Below are 23845 nucleotides of genomic sequence, written 5' to 3' on the forward strand. Positions count from 1 at the left end.
ATGTACACATCCTCAATACCCCGGCTTTTACTGCTGATAACACTCGTTGCATTATTTTCTTCCTGTGATGTTTACAACATGGAGCCGTATGAAAATGAGTATTTTGTCGAAGGCTTCCTGGTGGCCGGCGAACCATTTAACAGAGTCCAGCTCTCCAAAACCGCAGCATTTGATGAAGAGTATACAAAGAGCGATTCTCGCGTCTGCGGGGCGGATGTAACGATCTTTCGCCTCGATTCCGATGGTAACAGGGCCGACTCCTACATCCTGAGTGAAAGCGGCACAGGGTATTATACTGTTGACGGCGAGTTGATACCGCAGCCACGCCAGACCTACGAACTGGAAGTGATTACTCCGGACCAGGTCACATTGCGCGCGTTTACAACCGTACCCGATACGTTCCGGATTGTGCGTTTTGAAGAAAACAGCGCCGTGTATCTGTCGGATGAGCAGATAGAGGTGACCTTGTCTCGCAGCTGGTTTCCCGGCCGGCAGAATATGTTCATTTTCGAAACCAGAGCCCTCGCGCCGGATGACTATCCCATGACCCCGTACTATCACACGAACAATTCTTCAAACCGGTCAGCACGCCAGCGCCAAACGTCCAAAATCCTGTCGGAGGCCAATTTCGTACGAAATCACGATGAAACGGTAACCATACGCTACCCATGGTCGGAAATTTCGTGGTTCGGCCCAAGCCGGGTAACGATTCACGCGATCGATGACAATGTCTATGATTATTATCGCTCCCAGTATGTGCAGGCAGGCGGCTCAACTCTGATACCCGGACAGGTTGAACACACCATCACCAATGTAAAGGGGGGCAGAGGGTTGTTCGGATCCCTCTCATCGGTCACTTTCGAAATTTATGTGGAGAATCCCGAACCGCTTGATGAGTAATATTAAACTTTCTTAAAAAAAATTGGTACGGCGCTTGCACTTGTATATGGAAATGTGAATATTAAATTATATTAATTATTGAAGTAAAGGAGGTTCTCATGTTTGATTTGTCCGCAAAGGAGATTGAGATCTACGAAAAGGAGTTCAGGAGACGTGAAAGTCTTCAGAACAAAAAAGAAAATATTTCCGCAGCTTCTCGGCATCAGGAAAATTATTCCGCTGATAAAGAATTGAGTCTCGCCGAAGTGGAATTGCTGTGCGTCGGCAGCGAATAATTTTTTTCTGATCGCTCAATTAGCCGCGAGCTGTTTTTTTTTAAAGCGGTGCTTTCCCGTTGACATCCAACGGATCAGGTGTTCTGCCACTGGTTCCTGGTACGCTTTCCCCAAACTGCCTGGTTCCGTTTTCAGGTGTTCTGCCACCTGGCCTGGACACCACGCTTGTTAACGTCTTGATTGCTACCGTGGATCCTCGCATTTTCTCATCTGCCATATCACATCCCGCAGATAGAGATATTCCTTGAAAACACCCTCTCCCAATATCGACGCCGTCATCACCTGGGTGGACGGCAACGACGAGCAGCATCGGCGCAGCATGCAGGAAGTCATCGCCCGAACCGGAGCGCTGCAAACCCATGAAGTGCGGACCTCGCGCGACCCCACCCGGTTTCTGGATAACGGCGAATTGTTCTATTGTATCCGGTCCATCCGCAAATTCGCCCCCTGGATCCGCACCATCTTCCTGGTCACCGCCGATCAGACCCCGCCGTTCCTGACGCATGAGGAACGGCAGCGGCTTGGCGTCACCATGGTCGGCCACCGCGAGATCTTCGCCCCGTACGAGCATCATCTGCCGACGTTCAACAGCCGGTCGATCGAAACCGCCCTTTGGCGCATCCCCGGCCTGGCCCCGCGGTTTCTCTATTTTAATGACGATTTTGTGCTCACAGCCCCCGTTTCGCCCGGTGACTTTTTCACCGACGACGGGGTCGTCATCCACGGGAAATGGAACGCGATGACGCGCTACGGCCCAATCCGCCTGAAACTGAACGGCATCGCCACCCGGCTTTCCAAACGGCTGCTCGGCATCACCCGCTCGATGAACCTGCTGCTGCAGATCCGCTCGGCCCGGCTCGCCGGCCATACCGGCCGCTATTTCCGGACCACCCACATCCCGCATGCGGTCCGCACAGAGACGCTCCGCGCCTGGTTCGACACCCGCCCCGATGTGCTGGAGGAGAATATCGCCTACCAATTCCGCAGCGAAAAGCAGTTCAGCGGCATCTTCCTGGCGCACCATCTGGAGATTGCCGCCGGCAAGGCCGAACTGCGCGATACCGGTGGATATGTGATGATCAACGGCGAGAACGATTTCGGGTTTATCCTGCGCCGCAAACTGAGCCGCATAGCTGCAGGCCGTACCCGCTTCGCCTGCCTTCACGCCCTCGAACGTTTCAGCGCTTCGCGCCTGGACGCCATCCGCCGCACATTCGACCGGCTGGTGTCACGGGAAAGCACCGGATCCGGCGAATCCGGGTTGCCACTAAAGTGATAAATCGCTACTATTTACCGCGGTGATAACCCGCTTCCGCAGAAACAGTTATCCACCAGGGAAACACCCGGAAACTCCATCTGACAGAGCTCATCCCACATCACAGTTAATCACAGTTACATGCTAATTGACCTGATTGCCGGCGCACGTCCCAACTTCATGAAAATTGCGCCCGTCACCCATGCTATTCAGAAAGTTCAGCAGCGCCGCGACGAAGAAGGGCGCGAGCCGGTCCGCTTTCGCCTGATCCACACCGGTCAACACTACGACAAGAACATGAGCGACGATTTTTTTCGTCAGCTCGACATCCCCGATCCGGATGCCAATCTGGGAGCCGGCGGCGGGTCACAGGCCGAACAGACGGCGGCGATCATGACCGGCTATGAAAAGCTTCTGACGGAGAAGGGGACCCCGGACATCTGCATCGTCGTCGGTGATGTAACATCCACCATGGCCTGCTCCATCACGGCCAAAAAGCTGGGCGTGCGGGTGGCGCATATTGAGGGGGGGATCCGCTCCCGCGACTGGACCATGCCCGAAGAGATCAACCGCATCGTAACAGACAGTATCACCGATTTCTTTTTTACGACCTCCGAGGCGGCCAACCGCAATCTGCGCGCGGAAGGCGTGGCCGATGACGCGATTTTCTTTGTCGGCAACACCATGATCGATACGCTCTACGCCCAGCTCGACCGGCTGCAGAAACCCGCCGTCTGGGAGGAGAAAAGGCTGCAGGAGGGAGGCTATTTTGTGATGACGTTGCACCGCCCGGCCAATGTCGATCAGGAAGAAAAATTGCGCGAACTGATCGCGTCAATCGTTGACGGCGCCGCCGGTGAGCCCGTCATCTTCCCCACCCATCCGCGCACGCGGAATATTCTGAACCGCCTGGGACTCTCCTGGCCGAACCTGCATTATGTGGATCCGCTCGGCTACCTTGAGTTTATTTATCTGGTGAAGCGGGCACGGGCCGTGATCACCGATTCGGGCGGCATCACCGAGGAAGCGACCGTGCTCGGCATACCGTGCCTGACCCTGCGCGACAATACCGAACGACCGGAAACCGTGATCCAGGGGACCAACGAGCTGGTGGGCACCGATCCCGGCGCGGTTACACCGGTGCTGGAACGGCTGATGAGCGGAAACTGGAAGCAGGGATCCATCCCCGAGAAATGGGACGGCCGAACCGCCGAACGCATCGTGGACATCCTGCTGGAGCTGAAATCTTCCGGCAGGCTGGATCCGCCGGTGCCCTACAAGGATGAGACGCTGCTGACACGGATCGGCTGATTTTTATTCGTCGCCATTCGAAACACCCGGAGTTGACATCCGTTGCGTGGCTATGCTATTGTTATGTCTTCACTATTCAAATTCATTGCATGATTACCGGGAATGCATTAATTTGCATTCATGGTCAAATCATTCAATGACAAGGCTACATCAGACTTATTTCATGGCATATCCAGCCGAAAAGTTCGAAGTCTTCCGAATCAGATCCTGGATACTGCTTACCTCAAGCTTGATATTCTCAATGCAGCATCTTCACTTGATGATTTGCGTTCGCCACCTGGTAATCGACTTGAAGTTTTGCATGGCAATTTCCAGGGCTTTCACAGCATCAGAATTAATTCTCAGTGGCGAATTGTTTTCCGATGGCATGAATCCAATGCCTTTGACGTTCAGATAATAGATTATCACAAATAATTGTCTTTGAATTCCCATGATCCCCAAAAACAGAATAGCAACCCATCCCGGTACCATTTTGCTCAAGGAATATCTTGAGCCTATGGGGTTGAGCCAAAAACAACTTGCCAACCATCTGGGCATACCTGTTCAACGAGTCAATGAAATTGTAAAAGGCAAACGGGGTATTTCTCCTGACACAGCATGGCTCTTTTCTGAAGCTTTTAATACTTCCCCGCAATTTTGGCTCAACCTTCAAGTCGCTTATGATTTGTCGGCTCATAGGCCTAAAAAGCATGTTTCAGCTTTGAAAACTGCCGTTCAGACATAACAAGCGTTATCTTGGCGAAGAGTCAAGAATCCGGTAAAATATCTTATAACCAGACGTACCTCTGCCAAAGCTCTACCGGCTTGATACCGGATTGGTGTCGTTGACCCGCCGTATGTCCGTTATCAAATAATTTCATTTTGCGACTTGCAGATTCGCCCCGTTGATAAACGGTTAACTGACATCAACGGGTTTTTTTTGTTAAAATATATTAATACCATATCGGTACAACGTATTTCCTGACTCGCCTATCCAGAGGTATTTCATATTATACAGGAGGTTGCCATGAAATTATTTGTACTGTTTTTTCTGATAACCACAACTTCAGCCGATCCCGCCTATTTCGAACAGGTTCAAACAAGGGCTGAATTGGGTGCCGATATCCAGGATGTCGCCTACGGTAACGGTGTTTTTGTAGCTGTTGAACGCGAGGGGAGCGGAGACCCTCCCGGTATTTACGTTTCGGAGGATGGCAGGAACTGGAGCTTGACGCATGAACTCGAGGATGCCACCATTCAGGGCGTCACATTCCTGGAAGGCACGTTTTACGTGTTTGGCAAATGGAGGGATGTGGAGGATATGTGGATGCCTGAGTACAGCACCATCTGGACTTCGGCCAATGGTATCGGATGGTCGGAGGCGTTCTCCGAAATAGTGGATGGGAATACGCAGTTTGGCGTCATGGATATCACCTATGGGGATGGCGCGTTTGTTGCCGCCATCAACGAACACCTTTACATCTCTACCGGGGGGATTGGTTCGTTTGCCAAAGTCACCGACTCCGATCAGTTCGGCTTGCAGAAAGTAGCTTACGGCAACGGCATTTTTGTAGCCTTGAATACCATATCCAGATCCTGGGCCATTACCATGGCTTATTCCACCGACGGAATGGTATGGACCACTCTTCCGGATCAGCCCACTTCCGACGACCTCCAGTTTCTCAATGACCATTTTGTTACTCTGAGCAGTTCCGGAATGAGCATCTCTTATGACGGGGTGGCCTGGCAGGATATTTCGCAGGGAAGGGGAACCGGCATTGCCTATGGCAACGGAATGTACATGATACCCGACCGGGGGGATTATACGTCACCTACCCGCGCGAGGTATTCCACGGATCTGGAACGGAATATTTCCAATATCTACCGCATCGCTTCCGCTGACCCCGATATTTCGCGTGGCAATATCAGAGGGGTTGCCGCCGGAGAGGAAGGTTTTGTCCTGGCCGGTGATGTCGGGATTTTTTACGCGCCCTACGAACATGCCGGCGGATACCCCGCCATAACCGGGCCGGATATCGTCGATCTTGTGATAAACCAGCCTTTTGAACATACCGTACATACAATCGGATTCAACCCCGACCGGCTCAGAACAAATCTGGAAGTTGGTGTTGACCTCCCGCCGGGGGTTACCAGAAATACGACCAGCTGGGGGGTACCGCTTACGGAGGAAGCACCGCACATCTCCGGAGTTCCTGCTGAAACGGGAGATTGGCCTGTAATTCTCTATGCCTATGAAGACGGGCTTGGGGAAATGGGGCTCTATGCCAAAAGAAAGGTTGTTTTCCGGGTCGTGGAACCTGCCGATGACGACGAGGATGAGGATGAGCAGTTGGTCCTTCAGTCACCCGATTTGCTGCAGCCGGAGCATGAATCCATCGACCAGGGTACAAACGTAACCTTTACATGGTCGCCTGTGCTGCATGCCGCAGATTATGAACTTCAGATTTCGACCAGTGCCTCTTTTGAATCCCTGATCGGTCTGGATCCGGCCGGTGCGGAAGTGATCGCCTCCGATTCTCCGAAGCAAGCCGGAGGGCTGCCGGAATCCGCCGGATGGATGGTTGCCAAAACCGTCGAAATACCCGATTATGATACCCGATATTACTGGCAGGTCAGAGCGGCAGCCGGAGATGTTTTCAGCGATTGGAGTGAAACCCGCAGTTTTACTACGGCCGGACCGCCCATTACAGCTACGGTGACTCCCGCAGCTCCGGCCAATGAAATGGTTGATGCCCCACTGCCTGCCGTGATCGAATGGAATGCATTTGACCGGGCCGGCACCTATGACCTGCATGTATCGGAAGCATCGTCTTTTGAATACGCCTATGCCGTTTACGAATTTGATGGTACCCGTTATGAACTCCCGGATCTTAAAGACGCCACCGCTTACTTCTGGAGAGTTCGTGCCAGGGTGGATGATCATGTGACCGGCTGGTCTCCTGTATGGAGCTTTACGACCGAATTGCGCGTTCCCGAAACACCTTACTGGGAGCCATGCAACGGCGAGGATAACGTGTCACTTACACCGTTGCTGGTATGGAGCGCTTCGGATCGCGCGGAAACGTACCATTTGCAGCTTTCGGATGATGTGAATTTCAACCATCAGGTGCTGGATATGGAATCCATCGAGGGTCTGGAACATCAGGTGACCGGGGAACTGGCGGAAGGCACCACCTATTATTGGCGCATCCGGGCCGCAAACCGCAGTGGCTACAGCAACTGGTCTGATGTTCGCCATTTTACAACATTTATGCCGGTCGCCTCGGACCCGGAGCCTGCACCAATGGACTTCAAACTCTATCAGAATTATCCGAACCCCTTCAACCCGATTACCCGGATTCAGTACTCGATCCCTGAACAGGTTCGTGTTAAACTGTATGTTTACAATACGCTGGGCCGTCGGGTAGCCACCCTGGTGGATGACATCAAACCGCCTGGTATTTACTCGGAAATGTTTGATGCAGGCAACCGTCCCAGCGGCATCTACCTCCTGCACCTGCAAGCAGGGCCACACCATGAAACCCTGCAAATGACATTGTTGAAGTAGGTGAGCCACGCGTCTTCGGAGACCTCGGTGAGCATACAACCGCCGGTCTCATCTTCGGCTTCGGCGATGCGCTCCTGGGTCAGGACATGGCGTACCCGTACCCGGGACCACCATTGCCCGGTGTCGTAGGTGGTTTCGGCGCACAGACGCATTGTGAGGTCTCGCATTTGACCGTTTCACGAAAGCGGTGTAAATTTGAAGGCTGTAGCAACACTCATCACCCCCTCACCATGATTCCCCTTCCCAAGGCTCTTTTTTTTACTTCGGCCGCTCTGTTATTATTTGCCTCTGTGAGCGCCGGACAATACGCCGAACATGCGCTTTTTGAAGCGGAACGGCAGGATACGCTGAATGTCCTCCACGAGGATGCGGAAGTTGATCCCGCCAATGATGGCGAGTTCGGTAATACCGCGGCAAGCGGTAACGACGCGACACCGGAGCCGCCCGATGGGGGCGACACGCTGACAGCGGCGGAAGCCGACGATGCGCATGGCCCGGAGGCGCCGAACCCATCCGCCGACACCATTCATGAAACCGCACTTCGGGCCGCGTCCCCGCTGCAGAGAACCGGACGCAACGCCGTGTTTGCCGAGGTGCTGGGCAGCGCGATCAACCTCTACGCCATTTATTATGAACGCGCCCTGCGAGAGAACCTCCACGCCAGAATCGGCGCGTCCTGGATCGGCTACTCGGACCAGGTCCGGTATGAGGATCGCGGCGAAGACCTGTTTTTCGATCTGTATACCATTCCGGCCGGACTCAGCCTCACCCTCTTCGAAGGAATCAACCAGCTGGAACTCGGGGTCGGCCTCACGTTTTTCTCGATGAAGTTCGAGGGCGGACCGTTCGACCTCGGTTATAATGATGTGGAACTGGGGAACCGCTACAAGGGAGTGGCCGTGACCACAGTCATCGGCTACCGCGTGTCGGTCCACAACTACCTGTTTCGAATCGGACTCTCTCCGCATTACATGATCACCATCAACAGCGAACTTTCCGGCTTTTTTGATGAACTGAAAGATCGCGGCGCCCTCGACCTGCATGATTACCTCGATTTTAAAGGGTTTCGCATGATTCCCGGCCTCAGCTTTGGAAGGACCTTTTGATGTCTCATTGTACTGAAATTCAAAGCTCCCGGCACCGCCTGCCGCCACCTGATCGCGGAATAGCCCCGCTATCGGCAACAATGGCCATCACCGCAAATGCAGCGGCACTGTTTGCGTTTCTTTTTCTTGCCTTTACGGCAGGTACCGGCACCGCCATCGGAAACGAAGGCGGAGGCGAAATGACCGGTGTCGTTATTAACGAGGTGCTTTCCTCCAACGGAAGCGGTATCGAGGACGAGGACGGCGATACTGTCCCCTGGATCGAACTTTATAACGCCGGCGACCAGCCGGTCTCCCTGCACTATTACGGACTGTCTGACGATTACTCGCGGCCCTGGCGCTGGGTGATGCCGGATGTCACCCTCCAGCCCGGTGAGTTTCTGTTGATCTTCGCCTCCGGAAAGAACCGGTCGGATCCGGCCGCGCCCCTGCACACCAACTTCCGCGTCAGCCAGTCGGGGGAGGAGGTGGTGCTTACCGATGTCAACGGCCGGCGGATCGACCACATCCCGCCCACATTTATCCCCACCGACGTATCGTACGGCCGCTATCCCGACGGCTCGGATCACCTGGAGTTTTTCGACCGGCCGACTCCCGGCGAACCCAATGTCTCATCCGGATTCGACGAACTGCTTGAACCGCCTTCGTTTTCCCATACCGGAGGTTTCTACACGGAGGACTTCGATCTGGAGCTTTCAACCCCATCCACCGGAGCGGTGATCCGCTACACGCTGGACGGCTCCGAACCCGACAGTACCAGTCCGGTGCTGGATGGACCCATCCGCATCACCGACCGCACCCCGCTGCCCAACAACCTCTCCATGATCGTAACGGCGCCCCTGGACGGTGTGCATATTCTGGGATTTTATCCCGAGTGGCCCGACGGGCAGGTGTTCAAGGGCAATGTGGTGCGAGCCCGAGTGTTCCGCCCCGGAAGCCGGCCTTCCCGCACCGCCACGCACTCCTTTTTTGTGGACAGGCGCGGCGGCGACCGCTACCATATGCCGGTGGTCTCTATCGTCACCGATTCGCTCCACCTGTTTGGTTACGAAACCGGCATCTATGTTCCGGGTATCGTTCACGACTACCGCGACCGGCTTGACGAACTCCCGTTTGAGGTGTATGAGAAGCTCTATGATGCCGATGAGCACCTGGTGGGCAATTACAGTCAGCGTGGACATGACTGGGAGCGGCCCGCCTCGTTTGAGTTTTTTGACGAGCAGGGCGGACGCGTCCACTCCCAGGATATCGGTATCCGGATTCACGGCGGCGGCTCCAGGGCGCTGACCCAGAAGTCGCTGCGCCTCTATGCCCGCAACGAATATGGAGAGAACCGGTTCCGTTTTCAGGTGTTCCCGGATCTCCCGCACCGGGAGTACAACCGGCTTATTCTTCGTAATTCCGGCCAGGATTTCTTCGTGCGCTCCACCATGTTCCGCGACGCCTTCATGCAGAAGCTCATTGGGGGACTCAATTTCGACACCCAGGCCTACCGGCCTTCCGTCGTGTTTATCAACGGCGAATACTGGGGGATCCACAACATTCGGGAGCGGTACGACGAAGATTACCTGGCGCGAACCTACGGCGTGGATCCCGGCCGTGTGCAGATGCTGAACGATAGTGCGGAGGTGGATATCGGCAGCAACGAACACTATCTGGCGATGATGGACTTTGTCGCGGAGCGTGATCCCGCCGACCCGGCGAATTATGAACACATCCGCACCATGATGGATGTCGACAACTACCTGGATTATCTGGTGGCGCAAGCGTTTATCCGCAATGTGGACTGGCCCGGCAACAATATCGAGTACTGGCGGCTCGATACGGAGTACGATCCCGACACGCCGCCCGGCCACGACGGCCGATGGCGGTGGCTCATGATCGACACCGACGCCGGGTTCGGCCTGCTGAACCCCTGGAGGGTGGAAAGCTTCGATATGATCAACCACATGACCAGCGACCGGTACGACGACTGGCCCAACCCCGAATGGTCCACCCGGCTGATCCGCCGCATGATGAGGTACGAGGAGTTTCGCAACGAGTTTATCAACCGGTCGGCCGATTACATGAACACCCTGTTTCACCCCGACCACGTGATTCCGCTGATTGACCGGTTCGAGGAGAACCTGGAGCCGGTGATCGAGGAACATATCCGCCGCTGGGGGCAGATCGCGTCCAAAGAGCGCTGGCATTTCAATGTCGAGCGCATGCGCGAATTTGCCCGAAAACGGCCCGGCTATAACAGGGAGCACATCCGCAGGCATTTCGGGTTGCGGGGGATGGCCGACCTGACTGTCGACGTGTCCGGGCTGCACAAGGGCAGGGTGCAGGTGAACCGCCTTGTGATCGATGGCGAGACTGAAGGGCCCGCAGCGCGCCGCGAAAGTCCCTACCCGTGGAAAGGCCGTTACTTTGCCGATGTCCCGGTCCGGGTCACCGTCCTGCCGTACGACGGGTACCGGTTTTCACACTGGGAGGGGACCGGCATCAAAAATGCCTCCATTGTGTCGGGCTACAGCGGATCCTCCGCCATCGATTCCGATACCCTCACGCTGATTTTCGCCCCCGACCGGCATGTCGAACTCAAAGCGGTGTTTGTCCCTGATGAAACATCCCTGCCGGGCCTTCCCGCCGCACACCCGCTGGTCGAAGGAGATTACCGGATGGATCGCTGGGATCCGGATGCCGATCCGGGTTCATGGCCCGACAATATGGTCTTCCAGTATATGGCCGATCCCGAACCCGGACTGGACTCCCCCGCCGCAGGAGTGGCCGGCGGAGCCTATAATCTTTCTTCCAGAACACGTATTAACGGAATGGGGGAAAAGGGGTTCTCATTTATAAACACATCCAGCCTGGAGGGCAATCCGGGCTTCCCCGGCCTGCGGCTCGGAGCGGCGGTTCTGGCTCTGGATACCCGCGAAATGAAGGAGGTGAGCGTGAGCTGGACCGGAGGCACCGTGGAGCCGAACTCCAGAGTATATCACCTGCGTCTGCAGCATCGGATAGGCAGTGACGGCGAGTTCCGGGATGTCGTCGATGAGTCGGGCGAGCCGGTTGAGTACGAACGCCACCATGAAGCGGGGCACAGCCGGCGTTTCCGCGATATCCGGCTGCCGGACGCCACGGCCAACAAACCCAGGGTGGAGTTGCGCTGGAAATATTACTACACCGGAATCCGCAAGGACGATGAGAGCGGGGCGCGTTCACGCCTGCGGGTAGGGGAGATTCATGTGACCGGACGGTACGCCCGGGAATACGACGGGCAGCCTGTCGAGAAGAACCGGGTGCTGGCCAATTATCCGAACCCGTTCAACCAGAACACGTTCATTCAGTTTCAGCTCGAGGAGGAGACAACGGTCGCCGTTTCACTGTTTGACGTGAGCGGCCGGAAGGTGATGAGGGTCCGGGAACGGATGCGGCTTTCTGCGGGACACCATGCCATCCGTGTGGATGCCTCGGGACTCTCCAGCGGCATGTACCTGTATCGCGTGGAAACACCGGATTGGATCGGGCACGGGAAAATGACACTCATCCGGTGATTGTTTGACATGCGGGCAAACACGACCAGGTATGCCTGACGGCCCGCCCCTCCCGGCCATCACTCGATGGTTTCTTTATGCTTGGCCGCGGTTTTGTCACCCGGCCGGTGGTGCTGTCCGGAGCCGTTCTTGAAAATCCCGGATTTGCGTACCAGATACTTCCTGCCGCAGCACTCCATGTGAACCACAGGTACAATAAGACTAAGCGCCCTGTGCCACCGTTTTCTCTTGATGCGCATCATGGGCATGCCGCACTCGCTGCATATGTTGCTGTTCTTGATCACAATGATACCCACAATAGTAATGAGTGATGAATATGTATAAAAAACAGATAGATAAAGAATTAATATATCTGGTTGACTATTAAACTATATTACAAAAAACGCAGCGCGTTGCATAGTTCTTCTGCAAATTAAAATGGCCCATTTTGTTGCTTATCCGGCACCTTTGTGATTTATTAAAAAAAAATAATGCACGGAATGCCCAACCGAAGTGTTTTCACAGGCACAATTTCATGTAAACAATAGGACAAACCTATGGTATTCATTGTTTTAGTACTTCTGGTTTTTGTAGGCGGGTGCACCTTTTCCTCCAGTGTGACGCCCGAGCCTCCGGGGTCGTTTCTGCTTTCCTGGCAGCAGGATCCGGCGACGACCATGACCATCGACTGGCATCCCGAAGCGGATGCCCACAGCTGGCTGGAATATCGCAAGCGGGGGGAGGATGAGTGGATCTTCGCGGAGGGCGCGTCCCTGACGATCCCCGGATCACCGCGCCGGTTGATGCGTGAAGAGCTCACAGGCCTGGAACCGCAGTCCTATTATGAATTTCGATTCTCCGGCGCCGATCCGGTATACTCGTTCCGGACCATGCCACGGCAAGCCGATCGCCCCATCCGCTTTATCGCAGGCGGAGATGTCATGCACCACCGCCAGTGGATGCAGCGTACCGCGGAAGCGGCAATGCAGGTGACCGGAGAGGAGGCCGATTTTGCCGTTCTCGGCGGTGACCTGGCCTATGCCGACGGCCTGGCGCGCAAGGCGTTTCGCTGGTTCGACTATTTCGAGGTATGGTCCGAGACCATGATTACCCCCACCGGAAGAGTGATCCCCCACATTGCGGCGATCGGCAATCACGAAGTGGTCGAACAGTTCGTGTACCGATACCCGGCGGCGGAATACGAACGGCCGGACTTTGCCCTGCGCGAGGCGCCCTATTTCTCCCGCTTTATCCCGTTTCCAGGGGCGCAGGGGTATGGGGTGCTGGATTTCGGTGAATATCTCAGCCTGTTTATTCTGGATTCCGGACACCTGAATTTTATCGAAGGCCGGCAGACGGAGTGGCTGGAGTACGAACTGTCCCGGCGCCCGGACACCCGGCACATCATTCCGGTCTATCATGTGCCCGCCTGGCCCTCTTTCCGTGATAAGGACTCCTTCCTGTCACGCACCGTCCGGGAGCAGTGGGTGCCGCGTTTTGAGGATCATGGCGTGCGGCTGGCCCTGGAGCACCACGACCATACCTTCAAACGGACCCATCCGATCAGAAATAATCAAATAGACGAAACCGGGATCTATTATGTCGGCGACGGGGCCTGGGGAGTCCGGCTCCGGCAGCCGCGTACCGATGAGGAGGGAAACCTGCCCTGGTACATTGCCAAAGCCGATTCGGTATTCAATTTTGCCGTGGTGGAGATCGACGGCGATGATCTGCGGGTGGAGATGTTTGACGAAGGCGCACGGCTGCTCGACCGGTTCGAGATCACCGGGGCCGGAAGAACAGAACCCGTCATACGCGCGGAGCGTGCGAAATAAAAACAGGCCTTTCGCGCCGACAGGAGGTAGCTGTCAGTTGCCCAGATAGCGACGGTTCAGCGCCTCCCACTCATCACTGCCGATGTACTCCAGCATCACCCGGTTGATGTCGTTGCGCCAGGGGGAATCCAGCGGAAGAGCGATGCCGTAGTACTGCTCGTTGAACGTCCGGGGCAGCACACGTACCTTGTTGGGAAACTCGTTGGTCGCGTAATAGCGGATGATCGGAGCGTCATGGACGAACGCGTCGATGGCATCCTCGGAAACGGCGCGCAGGCCGTCGGATATGGTTTCAAACGTCTGGTAGCGGATACGGTTCTCATCCAGGTAATCAAGGGTGGCGGAATGCTGAAGGGCGCCGACACGCACATGGGGAAGATCCTGCGGACCCGATATGCGGCTGTCCAGCCGGGTGACGGTCAGACTGGAAGCGATCGATGCGGTGAAAAACGAAACCAGAATAATGCCCGCAAACATCCAGATGAAACCGACGGTGCGGCCCGCGAACGTGACCGGCGCTTTGTCGCCGTAACCGACGGTGGTCATGGTCACCGCCGCCCACCAGAAACCGCTGCCGATACCCTCAGCCGGCGTTCCCCCGAAGTGGTCGGGATTGTGCCGTCGCTCAAACCACCAGGCCAGCACGCCCCAGAAGAGCAACAGCAGAATCAGCAGCGCGACGATCCAGAGAAACTCCGGGGAAAATATTGCCATGAAAGCCTGCCACAGTCCGGATGGAGTATAGGTGGCGGCAATGCCCAGGCCGGTGACCAGAAAAGGGTGGGTGAAATCCAGCATCTCCTCCCGCTCGGCGGTGATGGTCAGGGCCGAGGCTGCGGCAAACAGCTCCGGGGCGTGCCGGAGGGTGTCCTCCACAATCCGCACCCCGTCAAGCAGTCCCTGGATATCACGCTCTTCCAGTTGGTAGGCAATGCCGAGCTGATCGGCGATATGCTCCCACAGGGCGATCGTCAGACCGCTGTACGAGCCGTCCGGCTCGGCGATCACAAACGGCGGGACGACCCGCACCCCAACCGTCACTTGCTCAGTCCCGGCCGAAGCGCCGCTCTCCGGGCCAATAGCGTCGATTTCCGCGGCCCATGCCCGCCCGGTTCCTCCGGCCGCCAAAGCATAAATCAGGATCGTTGTTACAAGGGTCGTTGATTTGCAACACTTTATCATAAGTAATTTGGATTCATGCATATATGCTTGAAGAACATTTCCGGTTGTAACGCAATTCTCGTCTGTCGCACTCTATGTGTAAAAGAAACATAAAATACTGCGTGAAATTCACTTGGCTAGTGATTAAATTATTTTAATGATGCGCCGATAAGTGAAGTCGGCGGATACGCTCCACAAGGAGCGAGCTGCACTGGATGTCTGCATAAAGTGCCGGTTTACTCTTGGCAAACCGGTTCATACAAAAATGCTGTATGAGGGTTACATTGATCAAGGCTGTTTCAATTGCCGGGTTCGTTCTGATTGCGGGGACCTGTACTGTCGATGTTGCGGCACAGCCGGATCCGATTCCGATGGAATTCAAACATCTGGGCAGGCAGGACGGCCTTTCGCAGAGTGCCGTAAATGCATTTCTCCAGGATCACCAGGGCTACATGTGGATTGGCACATGGAATGGCCTGAACCGCTACAACGGTGAGGAGATTGATATTTTTCGACGCGATCCACTCGACTCCACATCCATAGGCGGAAACAATATTTCCGTTATTTACGAAGACAGCGAACAGACGCTCTGGATTGGAACAGCGGGCGGCGGCATCAGCCGCTTTGACCGTAACCTGGAAACATTCACCCGCTTTCAGACCGATTATGTGGATCACGCCTCCAGTATCAGCGATAATACCGTCACCTCCATTCTGGAAGACCGCAACGGTGAAATATGGATCGGAACAACCGCCGGGCTCAACGTGTTTGATCCGGAAACGGAGGAGTTTATCCATTTTTTTGAAACCGAAGAGTGGGAGGGAAGTCCCTCAAGCAGCCATATTACCGCCTTGATGGATGATCGCGATGGCTTCTTGTGGGTCGGCACGGTGGATGGCCTCAACTATTGGGATCACATAAACGGGGTGTTCCGACATTTCAAGCACGATCCGCATGATCCGAACAGTCTCAGCCACAATCATGTAACCGTGCTCTATGAAGATTGCTTCGGGAAATTCTGGGTTGGAACCGAAGGCGGCGGACTCAATCGTTTTTATCCGGAGGAAGGCCGTTTTGAGCATTACAAGGCGGATGAGCAGGTTGCCGGCAGCATCAGCGGAAATCACATAACCGCCATTTTCAGGGATTCCGCCGGCAGACTGTGGACAGGTACCAGTGGCAGCGGACTGAACATGCTGCTTCCAGGGACACAGAACTTTCAGACACTGACCGCCGACAGCGACAACCCCGCAAGTCTCACCAGTAATGTCATCTATGCGGTCTTTGAGAGCGATAACCGACTTTTGTGGGTCGGAACCGAAACCGGAGGCGTCAATCTGCTTGAGCTGAAATCTTCCGGGTTCGAGCACTACATGCGCCGCCCCTATATGGATAATACCCTCAGCGACAATTCTGTGACCTCTTTCCTGGAGGATCGCGATGGCAGGTTCTTTGTCGGTACCGGCCTGGGAATCAACGTATTTGATCGTCAGGCCCGGCGGTTTGGGTCCGAACACTATCATGAACGCGGAGAAAAGGATCCATCGGAAGGCGATGCCGTACTGGCGCTGATGGAGGACAGCCGCGGCAATAAATGGGCGGGCTACTACAACGGCGGAGTGATTCGCCTTGATGCCGAAACCGGCCGGTTCACACGCTATCGGCATGACCCCGACGACCCGCATACCCCGGCAAGCGACCATGTATTCAGCATTATGGAGCATAGCAGCGGAGACATTTATATCGGCACCAATGGCGGCGGAGTCAACCGCTATGATGCCGAAAACGACCGCTTCGTACGTCTCAGGGAGTTTTCCAACGGCAATGACGCCACCAGAGCCCTGCTTGAAGACTCCCGCGGGACGTTCTGGGTGGGCTCGTACGGAGGCGGACTGCGTGCCATCGATCCGCATCGCGAGGAAATCCTGAAGTACTACTATTATGGCGACCAGGGACTCACCAGTCATGTCGTTATAGTGCTTCACGAAGACCGCCGGGACAACCTCTGGGTCGGTACGGTGGGAGGCGGGCTTCTGCTTTTGGACCGCGACTCCGGGTACATGCATTCCTATTCGTTTGCCGACGGACTCCCCTCGCTTGACATTTTCGGAATCCTGGATGACGACAGGGGGAATATCTGGCTGAGCACCGGTCAGGGGATCGTTCGATTTGACCCGGACCGGGAAGTATTCACCTCATTCAGCATGGTGCACGGCCTGCAGGGACTCGAGTTTAATCGTGGCGCCTCCTACCGCGACAGTGACGGCTATCTCTATTTCGGAGGCACAAACGGCTTCAATCGGTTTCATCCGGACAGCCTGAGTATTGACGACCGGATCGCACCGGTGCGGTTTTCCGACTTTCGGATCAACAATCAGTCCGTTGCCCCAGGGCCCGGATCGGTTCTGGACAGGCACATCAGCCAGACGGATGCCATCGAGCTCCCTCATAACCGTGCCATCCTGGCATTCGACTTTGCAGCACTGGACTTCAACCTCAATTCACCTAACGAGTATGCCTACAAGCTGGAAGGGTTTGATACCGACTGGCACTATGTCGGTGGAAACCGGACGGCAACCTATACCAACCTGGGTCCGGGTAATTACCGCCTCAAAGTGCGCACGGCAAATCTGGCCGGCGTCTGGGGGGATCAGGTCGCAACCATGGACCTGAAGATCGTCCCGCCATTCTGGCAAAGCCCCTGGTTCTACGTCATGGTTTTCCTGCTGGTGGCAGGGGTCATCGGGCTGGGCTACCAGCAGAGAATGCAATCCGTCACCCGCATCAACCGCCGCCTTGAAAAAGAGGTGGCGATGCGGACGTCTGACCTCAGTCAGAGTAACAGGGAACTTAAGGAAGCGCTTGAAGAACTTGGTGAAACCAGGAGCCAACTGGTCGAGAAGGCGCACAAGGCGGGTATGGCGGATCTGGCAACCGATGTTCTGCACGATCTGGGCAATATTCTGAATACCATGAACACCTCGGTGAGCATGACCGGAGAGACGCTCATGAATTCGCAGCTCCATAATTTCAAAAAGGCGAATAAACTGCTGAAGGATAACATCAACAACCTGGAACATTTCATCCTGGAGGACGAGAAAGGCCGGCTGCTGATGGAATACTATCTGGGTCTGGAAAAGTCATTTGAGACGGAAGTGGAACAGCTTGTCGAATACAATGCGCGGCTGGTGGAAAAAGTCAGGCTGATCAACGATGTGGTCTACGCCCAGCAACAGTTCGCCAGAGTTGGGAGAGTCAAAGAAAAGTTGTCGCTGATCATTTTTGTGGAAGACACCCTCAAGCTGCAGGCCGGGAATCTGGAAAAGGACGGAGTAAGGGTGGAGACCCGCTTTGATCAGGTTGACAAAATCGAAGTGGAGCGTTCCAAACTGGTGCACGTGCTGGTCAACCTCATTCAGAACGCCGCCGAAGCGATGCAGCACCTTCCTCCGGATGAGAAACTCATAACCGTTTCCCTCCGGCAGGATGAGCAGCATATCTATCTGGAAGTATCGGATCGTGGAATCGGGGTGGAGAAAGAGAACCTGACAAGAGTCTTCTCTCACGGGTATACCACCAAAAAGTCCGGGTACGGTTTTGGATTGCATAGCGCCTCAAATTATATGAAGGAGCTGGGAGGGGAGATTTGTGTGAAGAGCGGGGGCCATAACCGCGGATCCACGTTTTCCATGGTGTTCCCGCGACCGGAAAACCGACAAGTTTCCGGCGACTCGCCGGGTGCGCGGGATCGCCCGGATAAGCCGCATTAGGCCGGTATCCGGGCGGAGTGGCTGGATGCGGGTCCGATCAGCCCTTCTGTGCTCCCTGCTGCTTGAGCCATGCAGTCCTGCTCACCGGCCTTGTCATAGGGTAATCCGATCAGCCCTTCTGTGATCCCTGCCGCTTGAGCAGCTCTTCCATGACCTTGCGGTTGCGGCTGTTCCGGATCTTCTTCGCCTCGGGAAGGTACAGGTACTGGATCAGTTCCTCGTAGTGGTCGTTGATCTTGCCGCGCACGATTTTCATGGTGCTGTTCATCATCTTGTTCGCTTCGGTGAACCCCTCGGGCAGAATACCGACCGCCGTAGGCAGCCAGCGGTCGGGGAAATGGTCGCCGAATTCTCCGCCGTCCCGGAACCGGCCGATTTCCCGCTCAATGATATCCAGGGCAAGGTCGACGTCGGCGGCAAGCTCATCATCCGATGAACGGCCGGGCCCGGCAGCCTGCTCCTTGCCCGGGGTACCGCCATACTCGCCTGGTTTCTCCTTTTTCGCGGCTTTGCCGGCCTTCGCGGCAGAGGCGGCCTTCTCCTTGTCAACGGCTCGCCTGAGCGCTTCGGGTGAGGGATAAAGCAGGGCGATGGTGTAGGGGTCCTGGTTGTTGTGGAGCATGATCTGTTCGATGCAGGGGGATTTCTCGGTGAGGGTCTCCTCAATCGACTCCGGACTGTATTTCTCGCCGTCGTGGCCGATCAGCAGACTCTTGAACCGCCCCAGCACATAGAGAAAGCCGTCCTCATCCATATACCCCATGTCGCCGGTGTGGAGCCAGCCGTTTCGGATGGTTTCACGGGTAGCCTGGGGATTCTTCCAGTACCCTTTCATGACATTTTCACCCTTTACGATGATCTCTCCCTTCTCCCCTGGAGGAAGCTCCCGGCCTTCGTCATCGATGATCCTGAGTTCAAGGGGCCTGACCAGGTGGCCGGAGGATCCCAGCTTGTGCCGGTCCAGTGAGTTCGACGATATGATGGGAGTGGCTTCCGAAAGTCCGTACCCCTGCATCATCGGCATCCCCAGAGCATAAAAGAAGCGCTGCAGTTCAATATCCAGCAAAGCGCCGCCACCGATGAAGAAGCGCAGCTCGCCCCCGAAATTCTCCCGGATCTTGCTGAACAGGATCTTGTCGTAGAGAAACAGCTTGGAGCGGCTGAGCAGATCCCGCTTGTTTTTATTGTACCCCTCCCGGTTGTAGCGGTAGGCCGTGCGGAGGGCGTCGTCAAACAGCCGCTGGATCAACGGACCCTTTGTGCGGATGGCCGCCTCGATGTTCTTCCGGAAACTTTTGGCCAGAGCGGGGACGCTCAGCAGCAGATTGGGTTTAAATTCCCTGATATTCTTCGGGATGTTGCGCAGGGTCTCCATGGCGGTCTTGCCCGCCTGGACCATGCCGATGCTGGCCCCTTTCGCCATGAAGGAGTAAATGCCGGCGGTATGGGCGAACGAGTGATCCAGCGGCAGGATGAGCAGGGTGCGGTAGGTGGGAGGGATGTCCATGAGCGTGAGCGCCTGCTCGACATTGGCGGTATAGTTGCGGTGGGTGAGGATGATGCCCTTGGGATCGGCGGTGGTTCCGGAGGTGTAGGAGATGTTGGCGGGATCGTCCGGCTGCACGGCATCCTTGCGCTTCAGAAACGCCTCCCGGTTCTTCTTCAGAAACTTGCGGCCCATCTGAACCACCTGGTTTTTGCTGATCTCGTCTTCGGCGTATTGTTCTTTGGAATCCAGCAGGATAATGCGCTGCAGCTGAGGAAGATTCTCGCGAATGGAGGTGATTTTCTGAGCCTGATTTTCGGAGACGATCAGTACGGTGGCGTCGGAGTGGAACAGGCGGAACTGAAGCTCAACGGGCGAGAGCTTGACCGAGAGCGGCACATTGACTGCGCCGTTGAAGAGGATCGCCAGTTCACTGACCACCCAGTCGTTACGCCCCTCCGAGAGCAGGGCGACCCGCTCGCCGGGCTCGATGCCAAGGGACATCAGTCCGGCCCCGAAATCATATACCTGTTCCAGGGTCTCACGATACGTGGTGGGACGGTAGGTGTCGTCTGTCTTCGAATCGGAATCCTGCCCGGTATCGGTGGCACGTATGCGCGGTTTTTCCCACATATAGGGACGATCGGCGTGTTCTTCAACAAGCGCTTCTACAAAACGTACGAGGGTCTGCATGGCAACAGGAGTTAATAATGGATAATAGTGGCTCTGCCGGATGATTCCGGTTCTGCGAAATACTTTTTGTTCTGTCGGATAATATCAGAGAAAACCAAAAGCATCTCAAATTCAAAAATGATCTCCGAATAGCACTTGCCGGCACCGTTTCCGCTGTAAGAACCGGAGGCTGCGCTGCTCTGTATGTTGTCGTCAATCTCACTTGATGATGTGTGTTTCTTGATGAACAGGGTGGCAGTCTGTGACAGGGCTGTTATCCTATCAATACATTTCGGGAAGTGTCGGGAGCAGAGAGACAGGTGCCATGCTTTTGCCTATCGGCCGTGAATGACATCAATCACCTTCATATTGGCAACCGCGTCTTCAAGCGGGATGGGTACCGCTGTGTCATGAATGATGGATTTTGCGAAGCGGTCTGCCATAATCGTGTAATGATTTGCCGGAGGGAAGGATTCGGTGCGGGTTTGGTCACTGGTGACCAGGGTGAGCTCCGACTCTTTTTCGAGGTCGGGGGTGAACGGCCACTCCAGATGGATATGTCCTTTTGTGCCGAATATTTTCATGTACTGGTACGCCGGGCTGCGCATGGTGCAGCTGAACACCGCTGTGCCGGTTCCGAAATCGAGCAGGCCGGAGGCCAGCCGGTCCACACCAAAGCCCGGTTCGGTTTCCGTCACGCCGGAGACGTTGCCCGGTTCACATCCGAACAGGTACCGGGCACTGTTGATGCAATAGCAGCCGATGTCCATGAGTCCGCCGCCGCCCATGCCGGGCTGGTTGCGGATATCCTCCGGATTGTCGTTGTAGTAGGAAAAAAAAGAATGGATGGTTTTGAGATCGCCGATGCTGCCGTCAAGTACCAGCTGCCGGACACGGTCCCAGCGGGGCTGGAACCGGTACATGAAGGCCTCCATCACCTTCAGCGCGGGGTAGTCGCGGGTGGCATCCAGCAGCATTTGGCCCTCGCGGGCATCCATCGACAGGGGCTTTTCGCAGAGAACATGGATACCGGCTTCCATGGCACTGATACTGAGCGGGACATGGAGGTGGTTGGGCAGCGGGTTGTAAATCGCGTCAATATCCGGGTCTTCCAGAAGCGCCTCATAGGAGTCATAGTGCTTGGGGATCCCCAGGCGCCGGGCGGCGGATTCCGCTTTTTCCCCGTCGCGTGAGGCAATGGCGGTGACTCTGCATCGACTCGATCTTTTCATGGCGGGAATCACCATGTTCGTTCCGATTTGCGCAGTGCTTAGAATTCCGATGCGGATGAAGTCCATAGCTCAGATGGTTGGGGTGGGAAGGGGTTGCCGGTGATTGTGATTTCTGACGGATGGCCACTGATATGCATGTCTACTTGCCGGGCCTGTATGGCAATATATTCGAAATCTTTCGCCGATTGAAATGGAAAAGGGAGGGGGCAGAACCGGTAGAACCGGCTGAATTGGCAAGCTTGGCAGAACCTGCAAAACAGGCAGGAATAATTGCACAGTTTTGCAGGCACATGCGGGGGAAAGCGAATGCCGTTCTGGTATAAATTGACTATATTGCGCCGAATATGCCGCACGTAAACGGCCGGAGATACAGCCTATGCTTATTGGAACCAACCTGCAGTATGCCAATTCCTACAACAACCGAATCATACTGGAAACGATTCGATTGTACGGACCCCTTTCGCGGGTCGGCATAGCAAAGCGAACCCAGCTGACGGCCCAGACCGTTACCAATATCACCAAGAAGCTGATGAAGGCGGGATTGGTGATCGAGGACTCCAGAGAGTCGGTCGGACCCGGAGCCCCTTCCATTTTGCTGAAAGTCAATGAAAAGGCGGGCTACTCTGTTGGTATCGATTTTGACAAGGATCACCTGACCGTCATACTGGTCGACTTTAACGGGAGAATCTGCCAGAAGAAGACCGCCGCCCTCAGACTTCCCGAACCGATGGAATCCATCGAGTTGATGAGCGCTTTTGTCCGGGATATTATCAGTGAAGAGGGCATTGACCGGGACTTGATTCTGGGTGTCGGCCTCGGATTTCCGGGCCCGCTTTCGGTGAGCGAACAGGAGGACTCCACCCGCGTGATGAATCCCGAAGCGTTTCCCGGCTGGGAGAATGTCCCGATCATCAGAGAGCTGGAAAAACGTCTCCATATGCCGATTCTGCTTGAAAACAACGCGTCGGCCGCCGCAATCGGCGAGCACTGGTACGGCGACGGCAAACACATCGACTCCTTTTTTTACATCTATTTCGGCGCCGGACTTGGCGGGGGGATTGTGATCAACGGCCAGCTCTATTCCGGTTACAGCACTAACGCCGGCGAGCTGGGCTATTTCCCGACATCGGCGTTTCTGGAATCCGGTAAGGAGTATGAATACGATCACCTGGGCGGTTTTTTCGATATGCCGCGCCTCCAGAAGAAAATGCGCAAAAAAGGGTACGATGTGCACAGCATGTCGGAACTGGGGACCTTATACGAACGGGAGCCGCAGGTGCTGGATGAATGGATCACCTCGGGCGCACGGTCGCTGGTTCCTCTCATCCTTGGTATCGACTATCTGCTTGATCCCGAAGCCATATTCCTGGGCGGAAGGATGCCCGATTCCATCCTGCGATCGCTGCTGGACAAGCTCCAGGAACTTCTGCCGCCATCCCGGATCGAACGTACGCTGGAGCAGCCCCGCTTCCGGATCGCCTCGGCCGGGATCGATGCCGCCGCCCTTGGTGTGGCATCCCTGCCGCTTTACTCCTCGTTCGCACCCCAACACCGCCTGCTGATGCAGGAAATGCGCCAGGCACGATAGCCTTACAACAAATCGTCCGGTAATTCGCCCGGCCACCGGACCCGGCACGTGCCGCCCTGGCAGGTGTAGCCCTGGCAGGCGCTGCCCGATTGAATCACCACGCTCTCGATTCGCCTGTTTCTGCCGCATTCAGGGCTTGAAATAGAAATTCAAGGTTGTAATTAACCAATCAAATTGATTAATTAG

General features: G+C 55.6%; 14 protein-coding genes. 10 read left to right on the top strand and 4 right to left on the bottom strand.

The genetic code is table 11. The features are described from left to right. The 5 genes from QA596_02595 to QA596_02615 all read left to right on the top strand — a co-directional run bounded on the left by QA596_02595 (position 1) and on the right by QA596_02615 (position 7288). Positions 1 to 900: a DUF4249 family protein gene (locus QA596_02595; protein ID MDG5766340.1), complete on the top strand. Its 900-nt coding sequence runs from the start codon at positions 1 to 3 to the stop codon at positions 898 to 900. Between the two features lie 519 nt (positions 901 to 1419). Continuing rightward, the gene (locus QA596_02600) at positions 1420 to 2451 is read left to right on the top strand and encodes a stealth family protein (GenBank protein ID MDG5766341.1); all 1032 of its coding nucleotides are present in this window, start codon (positions 1420 to 1422) and stop codon (positions 2449 to 2451) included. Between the two features lie 120 nt (positions 2452 to 2571). Then, a complete protein-coding gene (gene wecB, locus QA596_02605; protein ID MDG5766342.1) occupies positions 2572 to 3741 on the top strand; it encodes a UDP-N-acetylglucosamine 2-epimerase (non-hydrolyzing) in 1170 nt (389 codons plus the stop codon). Between the two features lie 430 nt (positions 3742 to 4171). Then, complete coding sequence (locus QA596_02610) at positions 4172 to 4465, top strand: HigA family addiction module antitoxin (GenBank protein ID MDG5766343.1); 294 nt, start codon at positions 4172 to 4174, stop codon at positions 4463 to 4465. A gap of 282 nt (positions 4466 to 4747) precedes the next feature. Next, a complete protein-coding gene (locus QA596_02615) occupies positions 4748 to 7288 on the top strand; it encodes a T9SS type A sorting domain-containing protein (protein MDG5766344.1) in 2541 nt (846 codons plus the stop codon). On the opposite strand, the gene QA596_02620 is transcribed toward QA596_02615, so the two are convergent. Beyond that, entirely contained in the window at positions 7225 to 7455 is a 231-nt protein-coding gene (locus QA596_02620) for a hypothetical protein (GenBank protein ID MDG5766345.1), read from the bottom strand. The two genes, QA596_02615 and QA596_02620, sit on opposite strands and share 64 nt — an antisense overlap. Positions 7456 to 7518: 63 nt before the next feature. Here QA596_02620 and QA596_02625 point away from each other — a divergent pair, with 63 nt between their 5' ends. The 3 genes from QA596_02625 to QA596_02635 all read left to right on the top strand — a co-directional run bounded on the left by QA596_02625 (position 7519) and on the right by QA596_02635 (position 13750). Next, positions 7519 to 8394 carry a hypothetical protein gene (locus QA596_02625; GenBank protein ID MDG5766346.1) on the top strand — a complete coding sequence of 292 codons (876 nt, stop codon included), beginning with the start codon at positions 7519 to 7521 and terminating at the stop codon, positions 8392 to 8394. A gap of 80 nt (positions 8395 to 8474) precedes the next feature. Beyond that, the gene (locus QA596_02630; GenBank protein ID MDG5766347.1) at positions 8475 to 11936 is read left to right on the top strand and encodes a CotH kinase family protein; all 3462 of its coding nucleotides are present in this window, start codon (positions 8475 to 8477) and stop codon (positions 11934 to 11936) included. Positions 11937 to 12472: 536 nt separating this feature from the next. Beyond that, a complete protein-coding gene (locus QA596_02635; protein MDG5766348.1) occupies positions 12473 to 13750 on the top strand; it encodes a metallophosphoesterase family protein in 1278 nt (425 codons plus the stop codon). Between the two features lie 33 nt (positions 13751 to 13783). Here the strand turns inward: QA596_02635 and QA596_02640 are convergent, their stop codons facing one another. Continuing rightward, on the bottom strand, positions 13784 to 14932 hold the full coding sequence (locus QA596_02640; protein ID MDG5766349.1) for a transporter substrate-binding domain-containing protein: 1149 nt from the start codon (positions 14930 to 14932) through the stop codon (positions 13784 to 13786). Between the two features lie 251 nt (positions 14933 to 15183). Between QA596_02640 and QA596_02645 the strand changes: the two genes are divergently transcribed. Then, on the top strand, positions 15184 to 18681 hold the full coding sequence (locus tag QA596_02645) for a two-component regulator propeller domain-containing protein (protein MDG5766350.1): 3498 nt from the start codon (positions 15184 to 15186) through the stop codon (positions 18679 to 18681). Positions 18682 to 18790: 109 nt separating this feature from the next. Here QA596_02645 and QA596_02650 read toward each other — a convergent pair whose 3' ends face one another. Further along, positions 18791 to 20860, bottom strand: a complete 2070-nt coding sequence (locus tag QA596_02650; protein MDG5766351.1) for an AMP-binding protein — start codon at positions 20858 to 20860, stop codon at positions 18791 to 18793. Between the two features lie 314 nt (positions 20861 to 21174). Next, positions 21175 to 22137 (bottom strand): Gfo/Idh/MocA family oxidoreductase, encoded by a 963-nt coding sequence (locus tag QA596_02655; protein MDG5766352.1) that lies wholly within the window; start codon positions 22135 to 22137, stop codon positions 21175 to 21177. Between the two features lie 310 nt (positions 22138 to 22447). On the opposite strand from QA596_02655, the gene QA596_02660 reads away from it, so the two are divergent. After that, positions 22448 to 23659 (top strand): ROK family transcriptional regulator, encoded by a 1212-nt coding sequence (locus QA596_02660; protein MDG5766353.1) that lies wholly within the window; start codon positions 22448 to 22450, stop codon positions 23657 to 23659. The last annotated feature ends 186 nt before the right edge of the window (positions 23660 to 23845 follow it).

The sequence above is a fragment of the Balneolales bacterium ANBcel1 genome (assembly GCA_029688905.1).
Lineage (GTDB): Bacteria > Bacteroidota > Rhodothermia > Balneolales > Natronogracilivirgulaceae > SLLW01.